This is a genomic window from 'Santalum album' aster yellows phytoplasma (genome assembly GCF_018283495.1).
GTDB lineage: Bacteria > Bacillota_I > Bacilli_A > Acholeplasmatales > Acholeplasmataceae > Phytoplasma > Phytoplasma asteris.
This window is the reverse complement of sequence record NZ_JAGVSK010000009.1, coordinates 1-20,328: the sequence shown is the minus strand read 5'-3', so window position 1 is coordinate 20,328 and position 20,328 is coordinate 1. Positions and strand designations below refer to the sequence as shown.

At 27.5% G+C, this 20,328-nt stretch carries 17 protein-coding genes, 1 other RNA gene and 1 pseudogene; 5 read left to right on the top strand and 14 right to left on the bottom strand.

Annotated elements, in window-relative coordinates; translation table 11 throughout:
- Positions 1 to 186: cold-shock protein (locus KE631_RS02190; RefSeq protein ID WP_212509228.1), on the top strand; the 186-nt coding region annotated here is incomplete at its 5' end.
- Positions 187 to 462: 276 nt separating this feature from the next.
- Positions 463 to 887: a transfer-messenger RNA gene (gene ssrA / locus KE631_RS02185) on the top strand.
- An 86-nt stretch (positions 888 to 973) separates the two neighbouring features.
- Here the strand turns inward: ssrA and KE631_RS02180 are convergent.
- From KE631_RS02180 to hrcA, 14 genes and pseudogenes are all read right to left on the bottom strand, one after another.
- Complete coding sequence (locus KE631_RS02180) at positions 974 to 1,792, bottom strand: ATP-binding protein (protein ID WP_212509227.1); 819 nt, start codon at positions 1,790 to 1,792, stop codon at positions 974 to 976.
- A gap of 82 nt (positions 1,793 to 1,874) precedes the next feature.
- Positions 1,875 to 3,068 carry a DnaD domain protein gene (locus tag KE631_RS02175; RefSeq protein WP_212509226.1) on the bottom strand — a complete coding sequence of 398 codons (1,194 nt, stop codon included), beginning with the start codon at positions 3,066 to 3,068 and terminating at the stop codon, positions 1,875 to 1,877.
- Between the two features lie 53 nt (positions 3,069 to 3,121).
- A complete protein-coding gene (gene mutM / locus KE631_RS02170) occupies positions 3,122 to 3,952 on the bottom strand; it encodes a DNA-formamidopyrimidine glycosylase (protein ID WP_212509225.1) in 831 nt (276 codons plus the stop codon).
- 131 nt (positions 3,953 to 4,083) lie between these two features.
- Positions 4,084 to 6,591, bottom strand: a complete 2,508-nt coding sequence (locus tag KE631_RS02590; protein WP_249291139.1) for a 5'-3' exonuclease H3TH domain-containing protein — start codon at positions 6,589 to 6,591, stop codon at positions 4,084 to 4,086.
- A 228-nt stretch (positions 6,592 to 6,819) separates the two neighbouring features.
- The gene (locus tag KE631_RS02630) at positions 6,820 to 6,942 is read right to left on the bottom strand and encodes a hypothetical protein (protein ID WP_283242284.1); all 123 of its coding nucleotides are present in this window, start codon (positions 6,940 to 6,942) and stop codon (positions 6,820 to 6,822) included.
- 6 nt (positions 6,943 to 6,948) lie between these two features.
- Positions 6,949 to 7,602 (bottom strand): annotated as a pseudogene (locus KE631_RS02160) (AAA family ATPase).
- Positions 7,603 to 8,096: 494 nt separating this feature from the next.
- Positions 8,097 to 9,464: a signal recognition particle protein gene (gene ffh / locus KE631_RS02150; RefSeq protein WP_212509222.1), complete on the bottom strand. Its 1,368-nt coding sequence runs from the start codon at positions 9,462 to 9,464 to the stop codon at positions 8,097 to 8,099.
- A 175-nt stretch (positions 9,465 to 9,639) separates the two neighbouring features.
- Positions 9,640 to 10,695, bottom strand: a complete 1,056-nt coding sequence (gene ftsY, locus KE631_RS02145) for a signal recognition particle-docking protein FtsY (RefSeq protein ID WP_212509221.1) — start codon at positions 10,693 to 10,695, stop codon at positions 9,640 to 9,642.
- Between the two features lie 317 nt (positions 10,696 to 11,012).
- Positions 11,013 to 11,447, bottom strand: a complete 435-nt coding sequence (locus KE631_RS02140; RefSeq protein WP_212509220.1) for a hypothetical protein — start codon at positions 11,445 to 11,447, stop codon at positions 11,013 to 11,015.
- A 234-nt stretch (positions 11,448 to 11,681) separates the two neighbouring features.
- The gene (locus KE631_RS02135; RefSeq protein ID WP_212509219.1) at positions 11,682 to 11,876 is read right to left on the bottom strand and encodes a hypothetical protein; all 195 of its coding nucleotides are present in this window, start codon (positions 11,874 to 11,876) and stop codon (positions 11,682 to 11,684) included.
- 466 nt (positions 11,877 to 12,342) lie between these two features.
- A complete protein-coding gene (dnaJ, locus tag KE631_RS02130; RefSeq protein WP_212509218.1) occupies positions 12,343 to 13,410 on the bottom strand; it encodes a molecular chaperone DnaJ in 1,068 nt (355 codons plus the stop codon).
- 163 nt (positions 13,411 to 13,573) lie between these two features.
- Complete coding sequence (dnaK, locus tag KE631_RS02125) at positions 13,574 to 15,418, bottom strand: molecular chaperone DnaK (protein WP_212509217.1); 1,845 nt, start codon at positions 15,416 to 15,418, stop codon at positions 13,574 to 13,576.
- Positions 15,402 to 16,136, bottom strand: coding sequence for a nucleotide exchange factor GrpE (locus tag KE631_RS02120; protein WP_212509216.1), 735 nt, complete (start codon positions 16,134 to 16,136; stop codon positions 15,402 to 15,404). Before KE631_RS02120 ends, dnaK begins: the two co-directional genes overlap by 17 nt.
- A 202-nt stretch (positions 16,137 to 16,338) precedes the next feature.
- On the bottom strand, positions 16,339 to 17,373 hold the full coding sequence (gene hrcA, locus KE631_RS02115) for a heat-inducible transcriptional repressor HrcA (protein ID WP_212509215.1): 1,035 nt from the start codon (positions 17,371 to 17,373) through the stop codon (positions 16,339 to 16,341).
- Between the two features lie 422 nt (positions 17,374 to 17,795).
- Between hrcA and KE631_RS02110 the strand changes: the two genes are divergently transcribed.
- The 3 genes from KE631_RS02110 to KE631_RS02100 all read left to right on the top strand — a co-directional run bounded on the left by KE631_RS02110 (position 17,796) and on the right by KE631_RS02100 (position 20,056).
- On the top strand, positions 17,796 to 17,963 hold the full coding sequence (locus KE631_RS02110) for a hypothetical protein (protein ID WP_212509214.1): 168 nt from the start codon (positions 17,796 to 17,798) through the stop codon (positions 17,961 to 17,963).
- A gap of 957 nt (positions 17,964 to 18,920) precedes the next feature.
- A complete protein-coding gene (locus tag KE631_RS02105; RefSeq protein WP_212509213.1) occupies positions 18,921 to 19,574 on the top strand; it encodes a hypothetical protein in 654 nt (217 codons plus the stop codon).
- Positions 19,575 to 19,759: 185 nt separating this feature from the next.
- Positions 19,760 to 20,056, top strand: coding sequence for a hypothetical protein (locus KE631_RS02100; protein ID WP_212509212.1), 297 nt, complete (start codon positions 19,760 to 19,762; stop codon positions 20,054 to 20,056).
- Positions 20,057 to 20,328 lie beyond the last annotated feature (272 nt).

Here is a 20,328-nt window from a genome sequence, read left to right as displayed (position 1 = left end):
TCTAAAGACAAAGGCTACGGATTTATCGTTTCAGCTGATGGGAAAGATATTTTCGTACATTACAGTTCTATTCAAACTGAAGTCTTTGGAAGAAAAACACTTAATGAAAACGACAAGGTGGAATTCACTGTTAAAGAAGGCGGCCGCGGAGCTCAAGCTGTAGATGTTGTTGTAGTTAACGAATAATTTCATTAATAATCGAACAAAGGAAGGGATGCAAATCCCTTTTTTGTTATATATATTGAGCTTTTTGGTTGTTTGTGTAATTTTGATTTGAGTTTAGTTTAAATTTAGATAATTTTATCTTTGGCGCTTTTACAAAATTTTAAATTTATTGGTTATAATTTTTGAGTGGACAAAAAGAATAAATTAATCAAAAATATGATCCATTCCAAAAACACAAATAACAAATCTAAAAATAACTTGATTTAAAAAAGGTTTTTTGAGTTAAAATAAAAATATGGGGATGTTTTGGATTTGCCAAGGTCAACGAAATTTATATAGCATATCTTGGTTACGCAAGTAAAAACGTCGAGGTTATAATAACCGGAAATAACAAACAAACTGTAACAAATACACAAGATTTTGCTGGACAAACTCCAGTTTATCAAATGAATTTTGCAAACAGTTTTTCTTCACAATTAGCTTTTGCTTAAATAAATAAGCAAAACCCGCACTTAAATTAACTTACGATTTAAGGAAGGCAATAAGGTAAGTTTTACTAATTGGGTTTGTCTTTGCTCTTTTAGCAAATATCAAAAAGACTAGTAATTTATGGATTTTGTTTGTTTTTTCATAAATTGCGAACTTACAAAATAAACTAAATATGTAGAATATATAAATTAAAGTGATTTTGTACATGGGTTCGACTCCCATCATCTCCACCAAAATAAATTATAAATTATTTGCTTGTGTTATTACGTTTTTCCCAAAAAGAATATTTTTAATCCTTGACCAAGTTAAAACTGTCTTATTAGGAATCTTGTTTTTCGGAAAAATCATAAAAGTGAGTAATGGTACGAATTTTTTCAATAATTTTGTATACCTTAACTTCACTATTAGCATTTTCAGCTCCATGCAAATGCAATAAATAATTGTGCAGTTCATTAAAGGGCAAATTACTACTAATAAAAAGGGGCAACTTTTTTTCAGCTCTATCATACAACAAAGGAAGCAAAATTTCATCACGAAACCAAGGTGTCATATTTTCTGAACCTAGGTCATCCAAAATCAAACACTTAACATTTTTTAATTGTTGCAACCTTGTTTCTAAAGTATTATTATACAAAAAATTTCTAAATTTTCTAGTTATATCAGGCATAAAAAGAAAAATAACAGAAATTTGTTTTTGAATTAATTCATAAGCTATTTTTTTCAAAAAAATAGTTTTTCCAGTATTAAAAGAACCCGACAAATAAAAACCTTTGGTAGATTTTTCAAAATGTTTAATAATTTGTTTCATCTCTTTTAACGCTTTTTGCTTAGAATCATTATCCACTACAAATTGCCTCACTAAATGAGCATCAAAATTAATGCTACTATCAAACAATTCATTTTGCGATTGCCAATGTTCCTTAAAATAAAGAGCTTGAGATTTAACAGTAGGAACCCAAACAACTCTTAAAGGATTAGTTTTTATTTCTTGGCGATTCCCATATTCATTTTCTTGATCTTTGGTGAGCAAATAATGATAAATAACTGGCAGTTCATCATCAGAGATATCTAAATTTTTGGTTTCTTCGCACTGTGCAATCATTTTCCTAATTTTTATTTTTATATCTGAAAATTCCATAAATTAATTTTTCACCTCTTTTGCTTTTGTAAAATGTTATCAAATTGAATTGATTCCTTGTAATAATAAATCATCCAAAAAATTATGACTGTTTTTTCTTTTTAAAATCTTCTAACCATTTAGGAGAAATTTGTGTTTTTTTTAAATTAGATCTAAACTTAGTTTGGGATTGGTTTTTTTCTTGTTCCATATAAAAATCATATGCTGTTTCAGTATCAAAAATCCCTTTTTGCTCCCAAGATTTTAAGATTTTTTCCAAATAAACCACTGAGGGCACAAAGCCTTTTCGTTCCAAAATATAAGTTAAAAGCACATTGACTAGCCCCGGTTCTAAATTATTTCTTTCCATAAATTGAAAAACAGTATCAGCCGCAGTGGCTTGCATATTTTTAGGACAATGATTTATAATAATTCTTTGAGTAGAATCTTTACGTTTTAGCAAAGCAATCGTATCTTGTTCATTATCTTGCGTTTTTTTCGCAAAAAACAAATTTTGATTTTGAGTATGCATCTGATAATATCTTTTTACACCTAGGCTTAATTTGGATAGTTCGATTTCGCTGGGCTTTGGAAAAGTTTTTTGATATATTTCCGAAAGTGTAGCTTCATCTAAATTATAAACTAAGCTTAATTTTTGAATAAAATCATTTGTTTGATTGCAAGTTAAAGATGGTTTTTTGAAACGTTGGGGCAATTTTTGCAAAAATAATTTATAATCAAAAGCTTTATTTAAAAACTGTCTTGGAGAAGAATTTGTTTGGTTATTGGGACAAGTAAAATCATTTGGTAAATCCATTTTTTGCACTTGAAACAAATCATCAAATTTTTTACTAATGTCTTGAAAAGCGTCCCAATTATTTTTTTTAGTGGAAGCTTCTTTACTAAAATGATTTTGCAAACTCAAAAAAGTAGCCTCTCCCACTTCACTTAATAAAAAATTACTAAAAAGAGGGTCTTTAAAAAACTCTTGAGATCTGCATGGCAAATTAAGCCAATAAATTCTTTCTTGGGTTTCGGAATTGCAAAAAGTTTGGAGCAAATTAAGAGCTTCTAATTTTTCTTGTGATTCTAAAAAATCATTTTTTGAAACCGCACTCAAATCAAATAAAAATTGATGTTGATAAAAAATATTAGGTTTTAGAGTTGCTAAAATATGATAAATACCAAGCGCATGAGTGCCTATTAGTGGTTGATAAAGCAAACTTAGGCTTTGATGGTCTTCAAGCGACAAAAAAACTGAATTTTTGATTTGAAATAAATTTAGATGACTAAGCATAAAAACCTCTTTTTTAAAAATATTGATCTATTTTATAGTTGAAAATAAATCAATTATAATTCTTTATTAGAATTATGATTTTGACAAACAGGACAAAGATAAGTACCTCTGCCGCCAACTTTGATTTTGATAATTTTAGTTTGACAGTTAATACAAGGCTTATTAACTTTGCCATGCACTTGTAATTTGTTTTGAAAATAGCCTATAATGCCTGGTTGAGATTCAAAAGTACTTACAGTAGTTCCGCCCAGTTTAATGGCTTTGGTAAGTGCTTTTTGGGAAATTGTTACAATTTCTTGCACTTGTTCCAAAGACAGTTCGCAAGCTTTAGTTTCAGGATGCAATTTTACTAAAAACAAAACTTCATTAACATAAATATTGCCTAATCCAGAAATTATTTTTTGATTTAATAAAACTTTTTTCAAAGCGCTTTTGGTCTTTAATATTTTTTGATACAAAACAACTGGATTGATTTCAAAAGGATCTAAGGCTAGTTGATGCAAGGTAGTTTGGGTTAAAAAAATGTTCTGATTCTTAACTTCAAATCTACCAAATTTCCTAAAATCATAATATCTTAAAGAACTTTTATCCTCCAAAATAATTGCAAAATGTTCGTATTTGTGTTTAGGCTCATCGCAAGGTTTGATAAATAATTTTCCTTCCATTCTCAAATGCCCTATTAAAACTAATTCTTGAGTTAAAAAAAATAATAAAAATTTACCTTTTCTTTGAATATCCAAAATGGTAGTTTGTTCAATTTTTTGAAATTCTTTGGTATTTTTAACAACAGGCTCATAAAATACCTTAGTTGCAACAATTTTTTTTCCTATTAACTGTGTTTTTAAAAAATCTACAATAATTTGGACTTCAGGTAATTCTGGCATGCATTTGCTCCTTTTTTATCTTTGTTTTTGGATTGCAATTGTTCTTATGTTTTTTCTTTTGCTTTTTTATTGATTTGGATATTTAACATTTCTATTTTATAAATAAATTATAAATAATAAGATTTGTCCAATTAAATATTACCATTATCTAAAATAAAAAAATAATTCAAATGTTTAGAAATTAAATCTATGTTTTGTTGCAAATAATCATTTAAAGCAAAATAAGTAATTTTGGCAGTTTCATTGTTTCGTTCTAAATGGCGTAATAATTGCAATATGACAATTTTTTTCATATCTAAAATATTTTCTTGTAAAAAAACATATAATGTTTCTAAATCAAAATTCGGAGTTAATTTTTGATTACCAAAAAAAACTTTTCTTTTCAATAAAGTTAATGCATATTTTTTTTCTTTGATTTGTTGTAATAAACTTTGATAATAATTTATAATTTCATCATCCAAACTTAAATATTGATGGATAAAATCTTGGGCACAATTCGAAGAAATATTTAATTCAGGGATAATTGCTTTTGCCCACGCATCCACATCAAAATTCGTTGTTTCAGAAAGTTTTTGAGAGCCCTTTTTGATTTCTGATTTGGGAGCATTTACAAAAAATTGTAAGGTTTGTTCATCATTTAAAAGATGATTGTTTTCAATTTTAAAGTAATTTTTAATTTTTTGAATATTTCCTAAAGTAGCTAAAATTTTTAACGAAAAGCAAAAAAAATTATCATTAATTAAATAATTATAAGATTTTTTATTGTTTATTATATTTAAAAAACAACTATTTTGATACCCAAAAACATCTTTGAATGATTTTAATTGGTTGATGTGAGTTTCTTGTTCTTGTTCTTGCCCTTGATTTGTTTTTGGTATTTTTTCTTGTTGTGTCTCTATTTTTTCATCCGTATTTTTTTCTATTGGCTGTGCTTCTATTATTTGTTTTTGTTGTACTAAATTAGTTTCATATTCTAATTGGGCTAAAATATTTGATAAGGGAAGTTCTATTTCTTGAAACAAAAATAATTGGTTTTGAACTTTTAAATGATTCAAAACGCTATTTTTGATGGCGTGTAATAAAAAAGCTTTAAAAGCTACTTTTTGCTCTAAAATAAAAATATTTTGAGATAATTGGCTTGCATAATTTGTGTTATTCAAAATATCTATTTTGGCTATAATATGACTAAATTCAAGATTTTTCAAAGGAAATAAAAGATAAGAAGCACAAACTAAATCAAAGATAGCTCCGTTGAGTTCTTGATGTTTTGTTTTTAAAAAAAGTTGTGTTGCTTGATTGTGAAAAACAATTTTATAAAAATTAGCATCTTTTAGATAATTGCAAAAGTTATTATTATCAAAAGCCAAATTAGCATCTATAAAAAAATGTGTATTTTCATTGGAAAAACCAATTCCTTTCAAAAAAGTATTTGAGTCATTTTCTTTTTCTAACTCAAAAAAACAAGCCCAAATTTGGTGTGGTTGGATTTGAGCCAAAAAAGCATTTAGAGAGTTTTGGTCTTTGATAATTTGAAAATGAAAATTGTTTTGAGGTGGGTTGGCGCCTTGTTCTTGAACTTTTGGAGCGTTATTGTCATTATTGTTAGTGGTGGTGGTGTTGATAGGTCTGTTTTGATTTGTTTGGTTTAAATTATTATCATTTTCTAAATTGCTATCTTTTTCTACTTCTTGCACTTCTTTGGATTTGGGGGATGCTTCCTTATTATTATAATTTGCATTTGTATTTGTGGTATTTGGTTCTTTTTCAATTCTTGCATATTTGGTAATAGTTAAGCGTCTAAAATCCATTTCTTCATAAAAATTTTTAAGGTTTTGCGCCAAACGTATTTGTATTTCTGTTTGCATACAATCAAAGGGCAAGGGAACTTTAAGGTCAATTGCGGTAAGTATTTTGCTAAGTTCTAAATCAGCTTGGGAATTTTGGATTTTGGTTTTTAAAATAGGTTTAATGTTGTCTAAATTTTGCATCAAATTATCTAGGGAATCGTATTCTTGTAATAACTTTTGAGCAGTTTTAGGTCCTATTCCCAACACTCCTTTAATGTTATCAGAAGGATCACCAATTAAACTTTTATAATCAATCATTTGATATTCTTTAAGACCGTATTCTTCAAACAAAGTAGGAGGTGTATAGCATTTAATTTCACGCAATCCTTTTTTAAGCAAACAAACAGTAATTTTTTCATCTACTAATTGCAATAAATCCTGATCACTTGAATAAATAGATACTGTCTTATTTTGATTGCTTGCTTCTTTGGCTAAAGTACCTATAATATCATCGGCTTCGTATTCGTCTTGGACATGATATTTAACACCGATTAGGTCTAAATATTGTTTAATCAAAGGAATTTGACTAATCAATGCAGAAGGTGTTTCTGGTCTTCCTTGTTTGTAAGCATCGTATAATTGGTGTCTTTTGGTAGGTTTATGAGTATCAAAAGCTACTAAAATATAGCCTTTCGTTTCTTCTAAAATTTTTTCAAACATTCTAATAAAAGACAAAAGAGCATTAGTGTAGATACCTTTTTTATTTTGCAAAAGGGGTTTATATTTGCTTGCAGTTGCGTGATATGCTCGAAATAAAAGCGAATTGCCATCAACTAAAACTAAATGTTTCATTGTTTCTCCTATTTATTTTATCGTTTAGCTAATAGCCAAAATTGGATTATAAGTTAATAATGATTGTGTTATTTATAAGGTACAAAAGGAAAATAATTAATATAATATTAAAAAAAGAAAGTTTGGAAAAACTTTCTTAGAATACAAGGTTTTGTTTGAGTTTTTATTTTATTGCGTTTATAAAAAGATTTTATAACTTTAATTATAATGAGTTTTTTAATGAAGTCTTTAAGGCAAATCAAATCCATAAATAACTTTAAAAGATTTTTTTAAGTCTTCAATTCTAATGTCACTTTGCCCTTGGGTTTCGTAGCGAGCATTGATAATTGCATCATCTAAAAGATATTCCATAGTGCGTTATCCTGTTTTGGATTTATCAGTTAATTTTTCCAATGCATCATTAATTATTGTTAATAAATATTCTTTTGCAGTTGAGGTGATTGGTGTTTTTCTTTTTTCAATTAAGAATTCTAAGAATTTTTTTCTACCATTTATATCTAAGAGTTTAACTTCTATGTGGTAGTTGAGGCGTGATTTGATGGCATCGTCTATTTGATCTAAGTGATTAGTGGCTCCAATTACGAAAATAAAAGCATCAGGGTTGTGGGGGCAGTGGTTTCTTAATGAAGTAATTTCGGCTTTGAAGGCGTTTAAGATGTTTTTCATTTTTTGGTCTTCTTGGTTGATAAGTTCCATTTTTTCCCATACTTGGTCGCATTCATCGATGAAAATTACTCCCATACCATTATTTTTGTTTAGATGCCATTCAGCTCTAATGAAATCAAACATCGCTCTTATAATTTCGATTCCTTATGCGCGGGTTTTGGTGATAAAGTCGTAGGGGGTAAATTCAAAACAGCCTGCATCGGTGGAAGGGGAGGCTTGTCTTGCTTGTGACATAAATGCTCTTGCTAATAATGTTTTACCTGTTCCTGGGACTCCGTGTAGTAGGAGTCTTTTGGGTTTATTGCTTTTTCCTGCGTTTTGGAACCATTCAGGATGAGATACCATTGCTAAAATGCGATTACAAGTTTCTTTTTCAGTTTCCATGCCAATTATGTTTGCAAAACTTATATTGTTTACTATATATCATCATTTGTTTCTTTACAACGTTGGGATACTAAAGGATGTGCGCTAAATTTAGTAGGAGGTTTATTGGCATCATATTGTTCCATTTGTTTTTGATATTCTTTAAATTTTTGTTGTTTGTATTGATGATATAAGTTATATGAAAAATAAATTGTTAAAGTGGTTGTTAAAATAAATAATAAAGTGCCAATAAAAATTTTAAAAAGTTTTCTTTACTTTTAGTTAATAGGTTCATGTTTGTATTCCTTTTGGATTTTATAAAAATGCAGCAATTTTTAATAAAAAATGTAATTTATTTATTATTTAATATAACACAAATAATTATTCATTTTGTTTTAATTAATGATAAATTAAAGTTGATTTTAAAAATATTAAAGGGTACAAAAATACTTAATAAAAAGATTTTATAATTTTAATTATTTATTATTCATATCACGAAAAAAAGCCATCGGATCATTTTGTAATTTATCAAGATCTTGATCATCAAAATGTTGCATTTGCTTAGCTAATTTTTTTTGTTGTTCTAAAAGGGTAATTAGCTTGTTAACATCACTTAATTGATTACCAGAACCTTTGGCAATTCTTTGTCTACGTCTACTGCTCAAAGCAATTAATTGAGGTTTTTTCTTTTCTTGTTTAGTCATACTTTGAATTAAAACTTCAAATTTATTAAATCCATCATCACCTAAACTGGCAGAAAGTTGTTTCATCTTACCACCTAATCCAGGAATAAAACTTAACAATTTGCTGAAAGAACCCATTTTTTTTAATGTTTTTAATTGTTTTTGAAAATCATAATAATTATAACTATCATCAAATAATTTTTCCATCATTTGTTTACTTTGATGAGGATCAATTTTATCAGTAACTGTCTCAATTAAAGTTAAAATATCTCCCATTCCTAAAAGACGAGATGCCATTCTATCAGGATTAAAGGACTCTAAACTGTCAATTGTCTCTGAAGAAGAAACAAATTTTAAAGGCAGATCTGTCATTGCTCTTACTGATAAAGCAGCTCCTCCTTTAGTATCTGCATCCATTTTGGTCAAAATAACTCCAGTTGCTCCTACTTGATTATGAAACGACTGAGCAATATTAGCAGATTGTTGTCCTGAAAGACAATCCACAACTAACAAAATTTCTGAAGGATTGGTTTTGGCTTTAATTTGTTGCAATTCTTGCATCATTGTCTCATCAATATCAAGGCGCCCCGCAGTATCAATAATTACTGCATCATATCCTTCTTGCAAAGCATGTTTTAATCCTGCATCTACAATATCTAAAACAGCAGTGTCAGGTTTAGAAAAAACATCGATATTGATTTGTTTACCAATAACTTTTAATTGTTCTACTGCTCCTGGACGATAAATATCACAAGCTACAAGCAAAACTTTTTTACTATTTTTTTTACGCAACCAAAGAGCTAATTTTCCTACAGTAGTCGTTTTACCACTTCCTTGCAACCCAATTAACATTAAAGTATCCAAATTACAATTAGGCTTAAAAGTAAGATCTGCACGAGTAGAGCCCAAAATTTGAATTAGGGTTTCGTTTACGATTTTAATAATATGTTCTTTGGGGTTCAGCCCTTTTAAAACTTCTTGTTTCAAAGTCTTTTTTTCAATAATTTCATTAAACTTATCAATAACTTGTAAATGAACATCAGCTTCTACCAAAGAAACTTTAATATCTTGCATAATGTTTTGAATGTCTTGTTGTTCTAGGATTTTTTTTCCTCTAATTTTGTTAATAACTTTTTGTAAGCCTTCACCTAATATACTCATATTTTTATCTCCTTTTTGATGTTGTGAAATTTGTTTTTGTGGGGTTTAATTTTTTGTTGGGGCAATGTTTTTTAAATATTTTTGAATTCGTTATTTTTGATATAATAATTTTTATGTTTTTTTGTGTTTGTTTTTCGTTATTTGTTATTTGTTATTTTTTCTTTATAATTAGCAATTATAAAATATCTTCAGAAGTAAAAAAACCTTCAAATAAATTAAAAAGATAATTTTTAACATCAAAAGTAATTAAATCTTGGGATTTTTCGCCTACACCAATATATTTAGTGGGCAAATTGTATAAATATTTAATTGCAAAAACAATCCCTCCTTTGGAAGTGCCGTCAAGCTTGGTTAAAATGGCTCCTGAAAGTGGAGTTGCTTGATTGAACAAATCAACTTGATTAATAGCATTTTGCCCTGTAGTAGCATCCAAAACTAAAAAAGTTTGTAAATTGGAGGCGGGCAAATGTTTGCAAATAACACGATTAATTTTGGCTAATTCTTGCATTAAATTAGTTTTGTTTTGTAATCTTCCAGCAGTATCACACAAAATAATATCATAATTTTGACTTTTAGCAAGTTCGATGCCTTCAAAAATAACACTTGCAGGATGAGCTGGCAAAGGGTTGCAAAAAACTTCAACACCTACTCTTTTTGCCCAAATTTGGAGTTGTTCTACTGCGCCTGCACGAAAAGTATCAGCAGCAATCAATAATACTTTTTTGCCTTCTTGTTTCAATGCTTCAGCCATTTTTCCAATAGTAGTTGTTTTTCCTACTCCGTTAACTCCTGTAAACAAATACATTTGAGGCAAGTTATTTTGAGATTGAAAAGTGTCTTCGGGATTTGTTGGATTGGAATCTTGATTTTGTTTTTCTTGTTCTTTTTCTTGTTCTTGCGGACTTTCTAATATGCCTTTCATACCTTTCATATTTTGATACAAATCAAACATTTTAGAAACAACAACAGAAGGAAGCTTTTGAGGATTTTTAATTTGAAATTGATTAATTTCATCTTTGATAGCTTGCATCAAAAAAAGAGTGGTTTTAGTACCAAAATCAGCTTGAATTAACAAACTTTCTAATGCTTGTAATAGGGTTTTTTCGATATTGTTAGATTGTTTCAAAAGAGTTTGAAAATCTAGAAAACTAGCTTTGGTTTTTTTAAGACCTATTTGATATTTATCATTATTTTTATTTTTAAAAAATTTACTTTTCAACCATTTAAACATTTATAAACTCTCCTTTTTGAAAGTAATTAAGGTATCAAAATAAAAAACTTATACCCAATTATTATAACTAAAATACTTGCTTTTTGATTGAGTTTTTTAGGGTTTGGGGATTTTGTTATCATAAAATATTTAAGGATAAATTAAAAAAACCAAAACAAACAATAAAAAGAATTTTATTATAACCCCAATTAACAAATTTTATTTCAAATTCCAAAATTGACTAATCACAACATTATAAATAATAAATACTTCATAAAAACAAAAAAACAGAAATTAAAAATTAATTCCTGTTCTAAATTTATAAATAATATTAATTATTAATCCTCCTTTTTACAAAAATTCCATAAAGTTTTAATAAGAGGCCAAAAAACTAACAGAAATAAAGCAAAAGCCATAGATGCTTCATATTTTTTATCTACTTGTTTTTCAATAATATAATCAAAGACAACTAAAGCTCCTGCAATATAAACAGACGCCCATGAAATAAATAGACTTACAAATAGGAGCACTAACATAAAATAAGGGTCAAATAAGGATGAAAGTTGACTTAATTGCGAAACTGATGCCAACCAAAGGAAAGCAACCCCATAAAATAAAACAACATAAAACATAGTAATTACAAAGAAATTAAAAACTACAAAAGCAAATTTATTAATTAATTGTTGATTATTTTGTTTTTTAAACTTTTTATAATAAAGTAAAATAGTAATTGCAAAATTACTCATCAAAATAAAAATAAACGAAAGCAACATAGTTAGGCATAAATGTTTATGTATTAGTAATTTATCAGTCAAATCGAATGTATGTGATATATTCAAACAAACATATAAATAACCCATAAACATCCCTAAAAATATCCCCAAAGCAATAAGACAAACAGGAGCTGTTAATCGTGTTATACTTGAAGAAAAACAAACAAATACAAAAGCAATAATACTTATAATAGCAGGCAGATACAAATATTTAAAAATAATTGTTTTTTTATTTCACCTAAATTTGGGCAAAAAAACTAATTCATGCCATACAACTGCATAAGAAAGTGCCAAAAATAAAAGCATTAAACTAATCCATAATAAAGTTTTTTGCATAACTCTTTTATGGTTTGCTCTACGATAAACTGCAACCGAACTTAATTTTTTATTATCTTTAATTTTTTCTTTAAGATTATCTAATAAAAACATGTTATTTCACCTCTTTATTAAATTGAATTATCAAATTAAATTTGTCAAATTTCTAAAGCCTCTAACTTAAATATAATAAAAGACTTTATGCCTTTATTATAACTCAAATATTTAATGAGTAGTTAATTTAATATGATAAATATTAATAAAATAGCAAATAACAAAACTATTTATCTACTATTAATTATAATATAACATAAAAACTATATTACAATTCAACATTTATATTAAAAAATATTAATTTATTATTCATCATAATACAATTAAAATTAACTATGTAAAACTCTAAAAACTTAAACATTAAATTGCTACATAACAAAAAAACCAACTTTTAAGTTGGTCTCCTTATTATTTTATTATTTACTATTAATATTGTATTATTTGTATTAATATTTATTTACTTATATTATTACTTATATTATTACTTATATTATTACTTATATTATTACTTATATTATTACTTATATTAACTACGATATTGCAAATCTAATAATTTTTGATATAATCTTTTTTCTTCTAAACTTAATTGGTTAGGAGTTTTAATATGAACAACAACATACTGATCACCTTTACGATAAGAAGAATTAAGATGTGCAACTCCTTTATTTTTCATTCTTAATTTATTGCCTGATTGAATCCCTGCAGGAATTTTTAAAGCTACTTCACCATAAATAGTAGGAATCAAAATATTAGTTCCTAAAACAGCTTCTGGAAAAGTAATAAAGATTTCTAAAATAATATCATATTCACGTCTTACAAAAGATTCATGAGGACGCACTTTAAAAGTAATATATAGATCTCCTGCTTTTTGATTATTGCTGAAAGGAATAAAATTTCCTTTCCCAGGAACTTGCAAAGACATTCCTTCTTGAATCCCTGCAGGAATATTAAAGGTAGCTGATTGCTTAACTTTTTGACGTTTTTGTCCGTGACAAGCATAACATTTATTTTTAATTTCTTGTCCTTTACCACTACAATTAGGACAAACTTGACGAGAACGAATATTACCTAAAAAAGTTCTTTGCTCAGTAATAATTTGTCCAGTTCCGCCACAACGTTTACAAGTAATAACATCTTGATTGGAAGCTGCCCCTTTACCATGACAAACTCTACAATCAGCTTCTATAGTAATTTCAATAGTTTTGTTAGCTCCTAAAACAGCATCCATAAAACTTATAGTCATTTCTACTTTTTTATCATAAGAAGGTTTTTTAGTTTGTTGATTACCAAAAATATCTCCAAAGGAACTAAAAAAAGAATCCTCAAAAGAATCAAAACCATCAAAACCACCGCCACCAAAGCCAGAAAAACCCTTATCAGAAGCATCACCAAAACGATCATAATTACTTTTTTTAGAAGCATCTCCTAAAACACTATAAGCTTCTTGAACTTCTTTAAATTTGCTCTCGGCGTTAGCTTCTTTGGAAATATCAGGATGATATTTTTTAGCAAGACTACGATAAGCTTTTTTGATGTCCTCAGGACTTGCGTCTTTATCTAGACCCAAAATATGATAATAATCTTTTTTTGTCATTGTAGCTAACTTCTCCTAATAATAAAACTAAGGGGGCTTTTCCTTTGATTTCATTATTCTTTATAGTTTGTTTTTTGTGGTTGTTTTTGTATTTGTATATTTTTTTGTATATTTTTTGTTTGTTTTTATGGTTGTTTTTGTTTAGTTTTGTTTTTATTATTGATTATTTTTGTTCTTCAAAATCAGCGTCTACTACTTCGTCTTGAGGTTTTTCATTTTTAGCAGTAGTGTTTTCTTGCGTACCTTTTTCTTGTGCTTGTTTTTCTTGAGCTTTTTGATAAGCTTTCATTGCAATTCCTTGAGATTCTTTAGTAAGACTTGCAGTTTTTTCTTTAATTAAAGCAGTATCGTCTCCTTTTAGAGATTCTTCTAATTCTTTAATTTGAGTCTCAACTTTGTCTTTTTCTTCTGGTGTAACGTCAGCTTTTAGATCTTCTAAAGATTTTTTAGTGTGGAAAATCATATTTTCTGCTTCATTACGCGCATCAATACTTTCTTTTTTCACACGATCTACCTCAGCATTTTCTTCAGCTTCTCTAATCATTCTTTGAATTTCTTCTTCTTTAAGGGCACCACTTCCTGAAATAGTAATTTTTTGTTCTTTGTTAGTACCTAAATCTTTGGCTTTAACTGATACAATTCCGTTTGCATCAAGGTCAAAAGTAACTTCAATTTGAGGAATTCCGCGCGGTGCTGGTGGAATATCTGTTAATTGGAATCTTCCCAAAGTTTTATTATCAGCTGCTAAAGGGCGTTCTCCTTGTAAAACATGAATATCTACTGCTGGTTGATTGTCTGCGGCAGTTGAAAAGACTTGTTTTTTGGAAGTTGGAATGGTAGTGTTTCTTTCAATTAATTTAGTAAAGACATTACCCAAAGTCTCAATTCCTAAAGAAAGCGGAGTTACGTCTAACAGTAAAATATCTTTAACGTCTCCTGATAGAATTCCTCCTTGAATAGCAGCTCCAATAGCAACTACTTCATCAGGATTAATACTCTTATTAGGAGTTTTTTTCAATTCATTTTTAACTAAATCTTGTACTGCAGGAATGCGAGTAGAACCACCCACTAAAAGCACTTGATCAATTTTTTCAATATCTAATTTGGCATCACTTAAAGCACGTTTTACAGGAGCCAAACAACGATCAATTAAATTTTTAGTAAGTTCATTGAATTTAGCACGAGTCATATTGTATTCTAAATGAAGGGGACCTGCTTCGCTCATTGTTAAGAAAGGCAAAGAAATTTGTGAAGAAGTAACACCACTTAATTCTTTTTTAGCTTTTTCAGCAGCATCTTTTAATCTTTGCATTGCCATTTTATCTTTGGAAAGATCAACACTATTTTCTTTTTTGAATTCTTGCACTAAGAAATCTACTATACGTAAGTCAAAATCATCGCCTCCCAAAGCATTGTCTCCAGAAGTAGCAAGCACTTCAAAAGTACCATCAACCAAAGTTAGAATAGAAACATCAAAAGTTCCTCCTCCTAAGTCAAAAACTAAAATGGTCTGTTCTTTATCACCTTTGTCAACGCCATAAGAAAGAGCAGCTGCAGTTGGTTCATTAATAATACGTTTAACATTTAAGCCTGCGATTTTACCTGCATCTTTGGTAGCTTGTCTTTGAGCGTCATTAAAATAAGCGGGAACAGTAATTACTGCCTCACTTACTTGAGCTCCTAAATAATCTTCAGCAGTTTTTTTCAAATTTGCCAAAATCATTGCACTAATTTCTTGCGGAGTGTATTTTTTACCGCCCACATTAACAGTATAATTAGATTCTCCCATGTGTCTTTTGATAGAACTAATAGTATTAGGATTAGTAATTACTTGACGTTTGGCAATTTCTCCTACCATAATTTCATCACCTTTAAAAGAAACTACAGACGGAGTTGTTCTTCCACCTTCAGCATTAGGAATAACTTTTGCCTCGCCACCTTCCATTACAGCAACACAAGAGTTAGTTGTTCCTAAATCAATACCTATAATTTTATTCGTTTTTGTCATTTTTATCACTCCATTCATTTACTTTAACCAATGTTGGTCTTAAAATTCTTTTTTTATATAAATAACCTTTTTGTAAAACTGCTAAATTAGTTTTATCAGGTTTTTTAGGGTCGCACACTGTTTCTAAAGCGTGGTGCAAAGCAGGATCAAAAGACTTATTAAGAGCCTCAATTTCTTCTACTCCTTCATCCTGCAACACTTTTTTTATTTGTTGTTGTAACAACTTAAATCCTAATAAATATTTTTGTAACAATTCATTTTGTGTAGGCATATCAATGACTTTTTCTAATTGTTCCAAGGGCATTAATAAATTAGTAATAAAATTACTTGATGCATATTTTAATTCATTTGCTTTTTGAGTTTGGGATCTTTTCTTAAAGTTAATCAATTCTGCTTGATTTTTTAACAACTCTTCATCAAAGGCTTTTTTTTGTTGGGTAAGTTGTTGTTTTAATTCTTTAATTTGAGTTTGTAATTTAGTAATTTGCAGATGACTGTTTTCTTTTGATTGATGTTTTTGTTGTTTGGTATTTGTTTGTTTAGTTTGATTTGATTGATTTGATTGATTTTTAACAGTTTTATCTTCCTTTTGGTTGTCTTTATTTGTTGTTTTAGTTTCTTCTTTTTGACAATTTTTGCATTCTTTACAATTTTTATGCAATTCTTTTGCTTGTGTTTCTAAATTATCTAAGTTATCTTGGTCTTTTTCTAAAAACATCTTAAAACCTCTTTTCTTGATATAATTATGTTTTTATTACGTTACTTACAAGTATTTTGGCAGCCTGTTTAGTTATTTTTTTAATAAATTATAAATTATTTCATTATTACTTATTATTTGTTATTTGTTATTTGTTGTAATTGTAATTATTACTTATATTTTATCTTACAATTATTTATTGTATTATTTATTCTTTTATTTGTTATTCTTGATCGTTTAATTTAGATAAATGAACTGCCAAATATTCCAAAATAGGAATAACTTTAGGATATTTCATCCACGAAGGTCCTACAACTGCAATTCTTCCTTTCTCATTAGGATTTACATCAAAAGGAATAGAAAGAATCATACAATCTTTTAAAGGGGTAAGTTGCAAGCCATCAGAAAATTTAAAAGACAAACTATCTTGATTTAACATAATTTTTAATAATTCTTTACGCTCTAAAAGACCCATAAATTTTTTAATAATTTCAGGATTACTTAATTCAGGTTTTTCAAGCATTTTAGAAACCCCCGAAAAATAAAGATTCTCTGAGGCAAAACTACTAAAAGCTTCCATAAACAAAGCAATTAATTGTTCTTGAAAACAAATATATTTAGTAATAGTTTGTTTAAAAAAATCACTTTGAATAATATTGGCTGCTTCTGATAAAAACTTATCTGTCAACAAATCATTTACTACTTGCACTACATCTTTAAGGTCATAAATGCTAATTTCTTTTGTTTGATCCAAAGAAATATTTTGATGTTGTACATTTCCTTTATCAGTAATAATCAAAATAACAGCTTGAGTACTATTTAAAGGAATAAAATCAATTTTAGTAATTTTACTATTATTAAAAATATCAGAACCAATTGCCATAGCAGTATAATTAGTTAAATTATTTAACAAATTAAGAGCTTCTTTAATTACTTGTCCTTTACAAAAACGCTTTTTTTGAATCACTTTGTCAATGCTTTCAAACATACAAGCAACATCATGATCACGTGTTAATAAATGGTTTAGATAGTAAGTCAAGCCCTTAAAAGAAGGCACTCTACCACTAGAAGTATGATTTTTTTGTAAAAACCCTTCTTTTTCTAATTGCACCATATCATAACGAATAGTAGCACTTGCAAATTTAAGATAAGGCAAATGAGTAAGCAGTTTAGAACCTACGGGTTGTCCTTTTTGTGAATAGTTTTCCACTACAGCCTTTAAGATTAATTTTTTTCTATCTGAAAGCATATTCATCACCTCTTGGCACTCACATTAACGATTGCCAATAATATTGTATTACTTTTTTTGTTGAATGTCAACCCTATATTTTCATTTTGTTATATTTTTATTAATTTTATATTAATAATTATGTATTTTTTATTAATTTTAATGTGATTATAAATAATTAATAATAATAATATAAAAAAGAAAAAAACATCCTTAAATGGGGGTAAGTTTTAGTTTTATTTAATCAAAACACTAAACCTGATGACACACCAACATCCCCCAAACCCACACAATCTTACAAACCTGATTACAGTAATAACGAAGGAATTTATACAGGAAGTCAAAGCAACCAAAATCCTTACTTACCTTCTCAAACATTTACACCCACATCACAACCACAAACAAAAAACGAAAAGAAATACGAATACGAAGGGGAACTTTATGATTTAGAAATGGCCCTTAACTTTAAAACCACTATTGAAGCAAGTATTAAAACCACCCAAGATTCAATTAAAAATTATCAAACTGAAAAAGAAAAAATCACCCAAATAAAACCACAACAACAAAGAGATGAAAAAACAACACGTTTAAACAAACATAAAACCAAACTAACAAAATAACAAACACAAAAAAGCAAACCAAACCTAACCCTCGAAAAAAACGGAAATTGAATTACAACTTGCCGAATCCAAAATTGAAATTGAAAGTTTAGAACGCGAAATTGGTATATTAGATGGGCAAATTAAATCAGTTGAAATGTTTGAAACACAATTTAATAGAATAATAGACCGTCTCCAAAATCCCTTTCCGACTACCAAAACAAACTATCCAAAATAAACGAACTACTCAAAAACTAAAACATACCCAAAATATTTTACCCTCCCAACATATTTTAGGCATAAAACCCACCCCCCCAACCAACCAATATACCTAAAATATAAAAGAAAGGGGGTATAACAATGAATTTAAACACAATCTCCCATCCCAAACTAACAAAAAATTACTTAAACAATATTAAGATTATCTTAAATGATAGTCTTTTTTTAGTTTATATAATGACTTTTTACATAATAATAGTTATAATATAAATGTGGGGGAACACTTGTCCCTTCAATATATAAAAGAAAATAAATAATTTGGAAATAAATAATTTGGAAATAAATAATTTGAAAATAAATATTAAAGTTTTATTATTCTTAGTAATTATAAGTATATTGTTATTAGGTTTAATTCTATATCCACATATACAACAAGAAATAACATTAGAAATAAACCAAGAAAAACCAAAAACACACAATAGATAAAATCCATTATACTCAACAATTTCAAGAAAAAATGTTAGAAATATACACCAAAGAACTAAATTTCATACTCAATTTACAATTATCAGACATTTATTTAATTACTGACAACCCCATATTTTAAAACATTAACTCATCTTTTTACAACTCGAAAAACTTTATAATATAAAAAAACTTTTAAAATAATAAATTATTAAAATAATAAAAAAATGATAAAATAAAATTAAGAACCAAAGATAAACACAATAGCACTTTTTAAAATAGAAAGCAAACTAAATGACCCGCAACAAAAAATATATCCTTATTACAACTATCTTTTTAATTTTAATTGGAATTACAACTTTTTATTTCTTTGTAACACCTCAATTATTCACTTCTGATGCGATGTTATTAAAAACCTCATCACAAAATAACAATAAAACTGAAATAAATAATAAAATAGAAGTCTCACAAGAAAATTTTAACAAAAGACTAAAATATATTACCAATAATGAACTTAAAGAACTACCAAAAATTCTACCTATAAAAGCAAAAGAAAAAGAACTACGCAAACAATACCAACAAAAACAAATGTCTTTCATGTCTAAAGACGAAAAAGAATCATACGAAAATATTTTAAAAATAAATAGCAAAATGGATGACATATCATTGAGCAGCAAAAAAATAAATAAAGATATAAAAGTTTTAGAAAGACAATACGAAGCAGCAAACGAAAAAGAAAAACGAAAAATAAAAGATAAAATGAATCGCATTGGTGATACATTACAACAATTAAGTCAACAAAACAAACAATTAGAAAATGATCAAACTTTAGCAATTACAAGGCATAACAATTTATTTCAAAATTTACAAACTAAAAATAAATTTAGTCAAATAGACATCCAACCTTACCAAAATGCTTTAAAAGAAATATACAATATTAAAAATTAATTTAAATCAATAAGACTCTCAATAAATGAGAGTCTTATTTTTATTATATAATTGAAATCACCTCCTTTAATATGGCAAAAAGTATCTTTTTTTCACTTTTTTAACTGTTTTTGAGCGATTTTTACGCAAAAAAAAGAGTAAAATAAAGGTAAGGAGGTAAATTTATAATGAAAGGTAACTAAAAAATGAAAACGCTAAATAAAAAAAATATTACTATTACAATATCCATAATTACTGTTTTATCTATTTTAATAATTATTTGGACATATTTGGACGCAAAACACAAAATAAAAATCAAAGAAGAAAATCAAAAATTAGAAAATAAAAATGAACTTGCATTTAATTCTTTTTTTGAAAAACCTCCAAATATAAAAGAACAAATTATAAATTCTGAAATGCCGAAAGAAAATCCATCCCAATTAAAAAAATATAATATTAATAAAATAACTGTTACCCCTTATTTAATTTATCCATATTTATAAAACAATATCATAAGAGAGTATTGTTTTTTGAAGGAATGAAACCCACTCAAAAAGATATTAATGGAAAAATAAATTTCTTTGAAAAAAAGATTTTGAAACATTAAGTAAAATTTTGCCATCATATTATATCATTTGGACTGAAGGTAAAAATAATTTATATAATTTAGAATACGAAAATGCAAAACCTAAAGAAAAATATGGTTGTCAAATTTCTAAAGCTGACTATTCATTAATACAAACTAGCAAACCAGATACCACTGATGAATTATTAA

Excerpts from the sequence above, each read along its gene's own strand:
- KE631_RS02105 (WP_212509213.1), top strand. The coding sequence starts at position 18,921 with ATGACCCGCAACAAAAAATATATCCTTATTACAACTATCTTTTTAATT.
- KE631_RS02180 (WP_212509227.1), bottom strand. The coding sequence starts at position 1,792 with ATGGAATTTTCAGATATAAAAATAAAAATTAGGAAAATGATTGCACAG.
- ftsY (WP_212509221.1), bottom strand. The coding sequence starts at position 10,695 with ATGTTTAAATGGTTGAAAAGTAAATTTTTTAAAAATAAAAATAATGAT.
- KE631_RS02630 (WP_283242284.1), bottom strand. The coding sequence starts at position 6,942 with ATGGAATATCTTTTAGATGATGCAATTATCAATGCTCGCTACGAAACC.
- KE631_RS02175 (WP_212509226.1), bottom strand. The coding sequence starts at position 3,068 with ATGCTTAGTCATCTAAATTTATTTCAAATCAAAAATTCAGTTTTTTTG.
- KE631_RS02590 (WP_249291139.1), bottom strand. The coding sequence starts at position 6,591 with ATGAAACATTTAGTTTTAGTTGATGGCAATTCGCTTTTATTTCGAGCA.
- dnaK (WP_212509217.1), bottom strand. The coding sequence starts at position 15,418 with ATGACAAAAACGAATAAAATTATAGGTATTGATTTAGGAACAACTAAC.
- dnaJ (WP_212509218.1), bottom strand. The coding sequence starts at position 13,410 with ATGACAAAAAAAGATTATTATCATATTTTGGGTCTAGATAAAGACGCA.
- KE631_RS02110 (WP_212509214.1), top strand. The coding sequence starts at position 17,796 with ATGGCCCTTAACTTTAAAACCACTATTGAAGCAAGTATTAAAACCACC.
- KE631_RS02120 (WP_212509216.1), bottom strand. The coding sequence starts at position 16,136 with ATGTTTTTAGAAAAAGACCAAGATAACTTAGATAATTTAGAAACACAA.
- KE631_RS02140 (WP_212509220.1), bottom strand. The coding sequence starts at position 11,447 with ATGTTGCTTTCGTTTATTTTTATTTTGATGAGTAATTTTGCAATTACT.
- KE631_RS02100 (WP_212509212.1), top strand. The coding sequence starts at position 19,760 with ATGAAAACGCTAAATAAAAAAAATATTACTATTACAATATCCATAATT.
- KE631_RS02135 (WP_212509219.1), bottom strand. The coding sequence starts at position 11,876 with ATGTTTTTATTAGATAATCTTAAAGAAAAAATTAAAGATAATAAAAAA.
- ffh (WP_212509222.1), bottom strand. The coding sequence starts at position 9,464 with ATGAGTATATTAGGTGAAGGCTTACAAAAAGTTATTAACAAAATTAGA.
- mutM (WP_212509225.1), bottom strand. The coding sequence starts at position 3,952 with ATGCCAGAATTACCTGAAGTCCAAATTATTGTAGATTTTTTAAAAACA.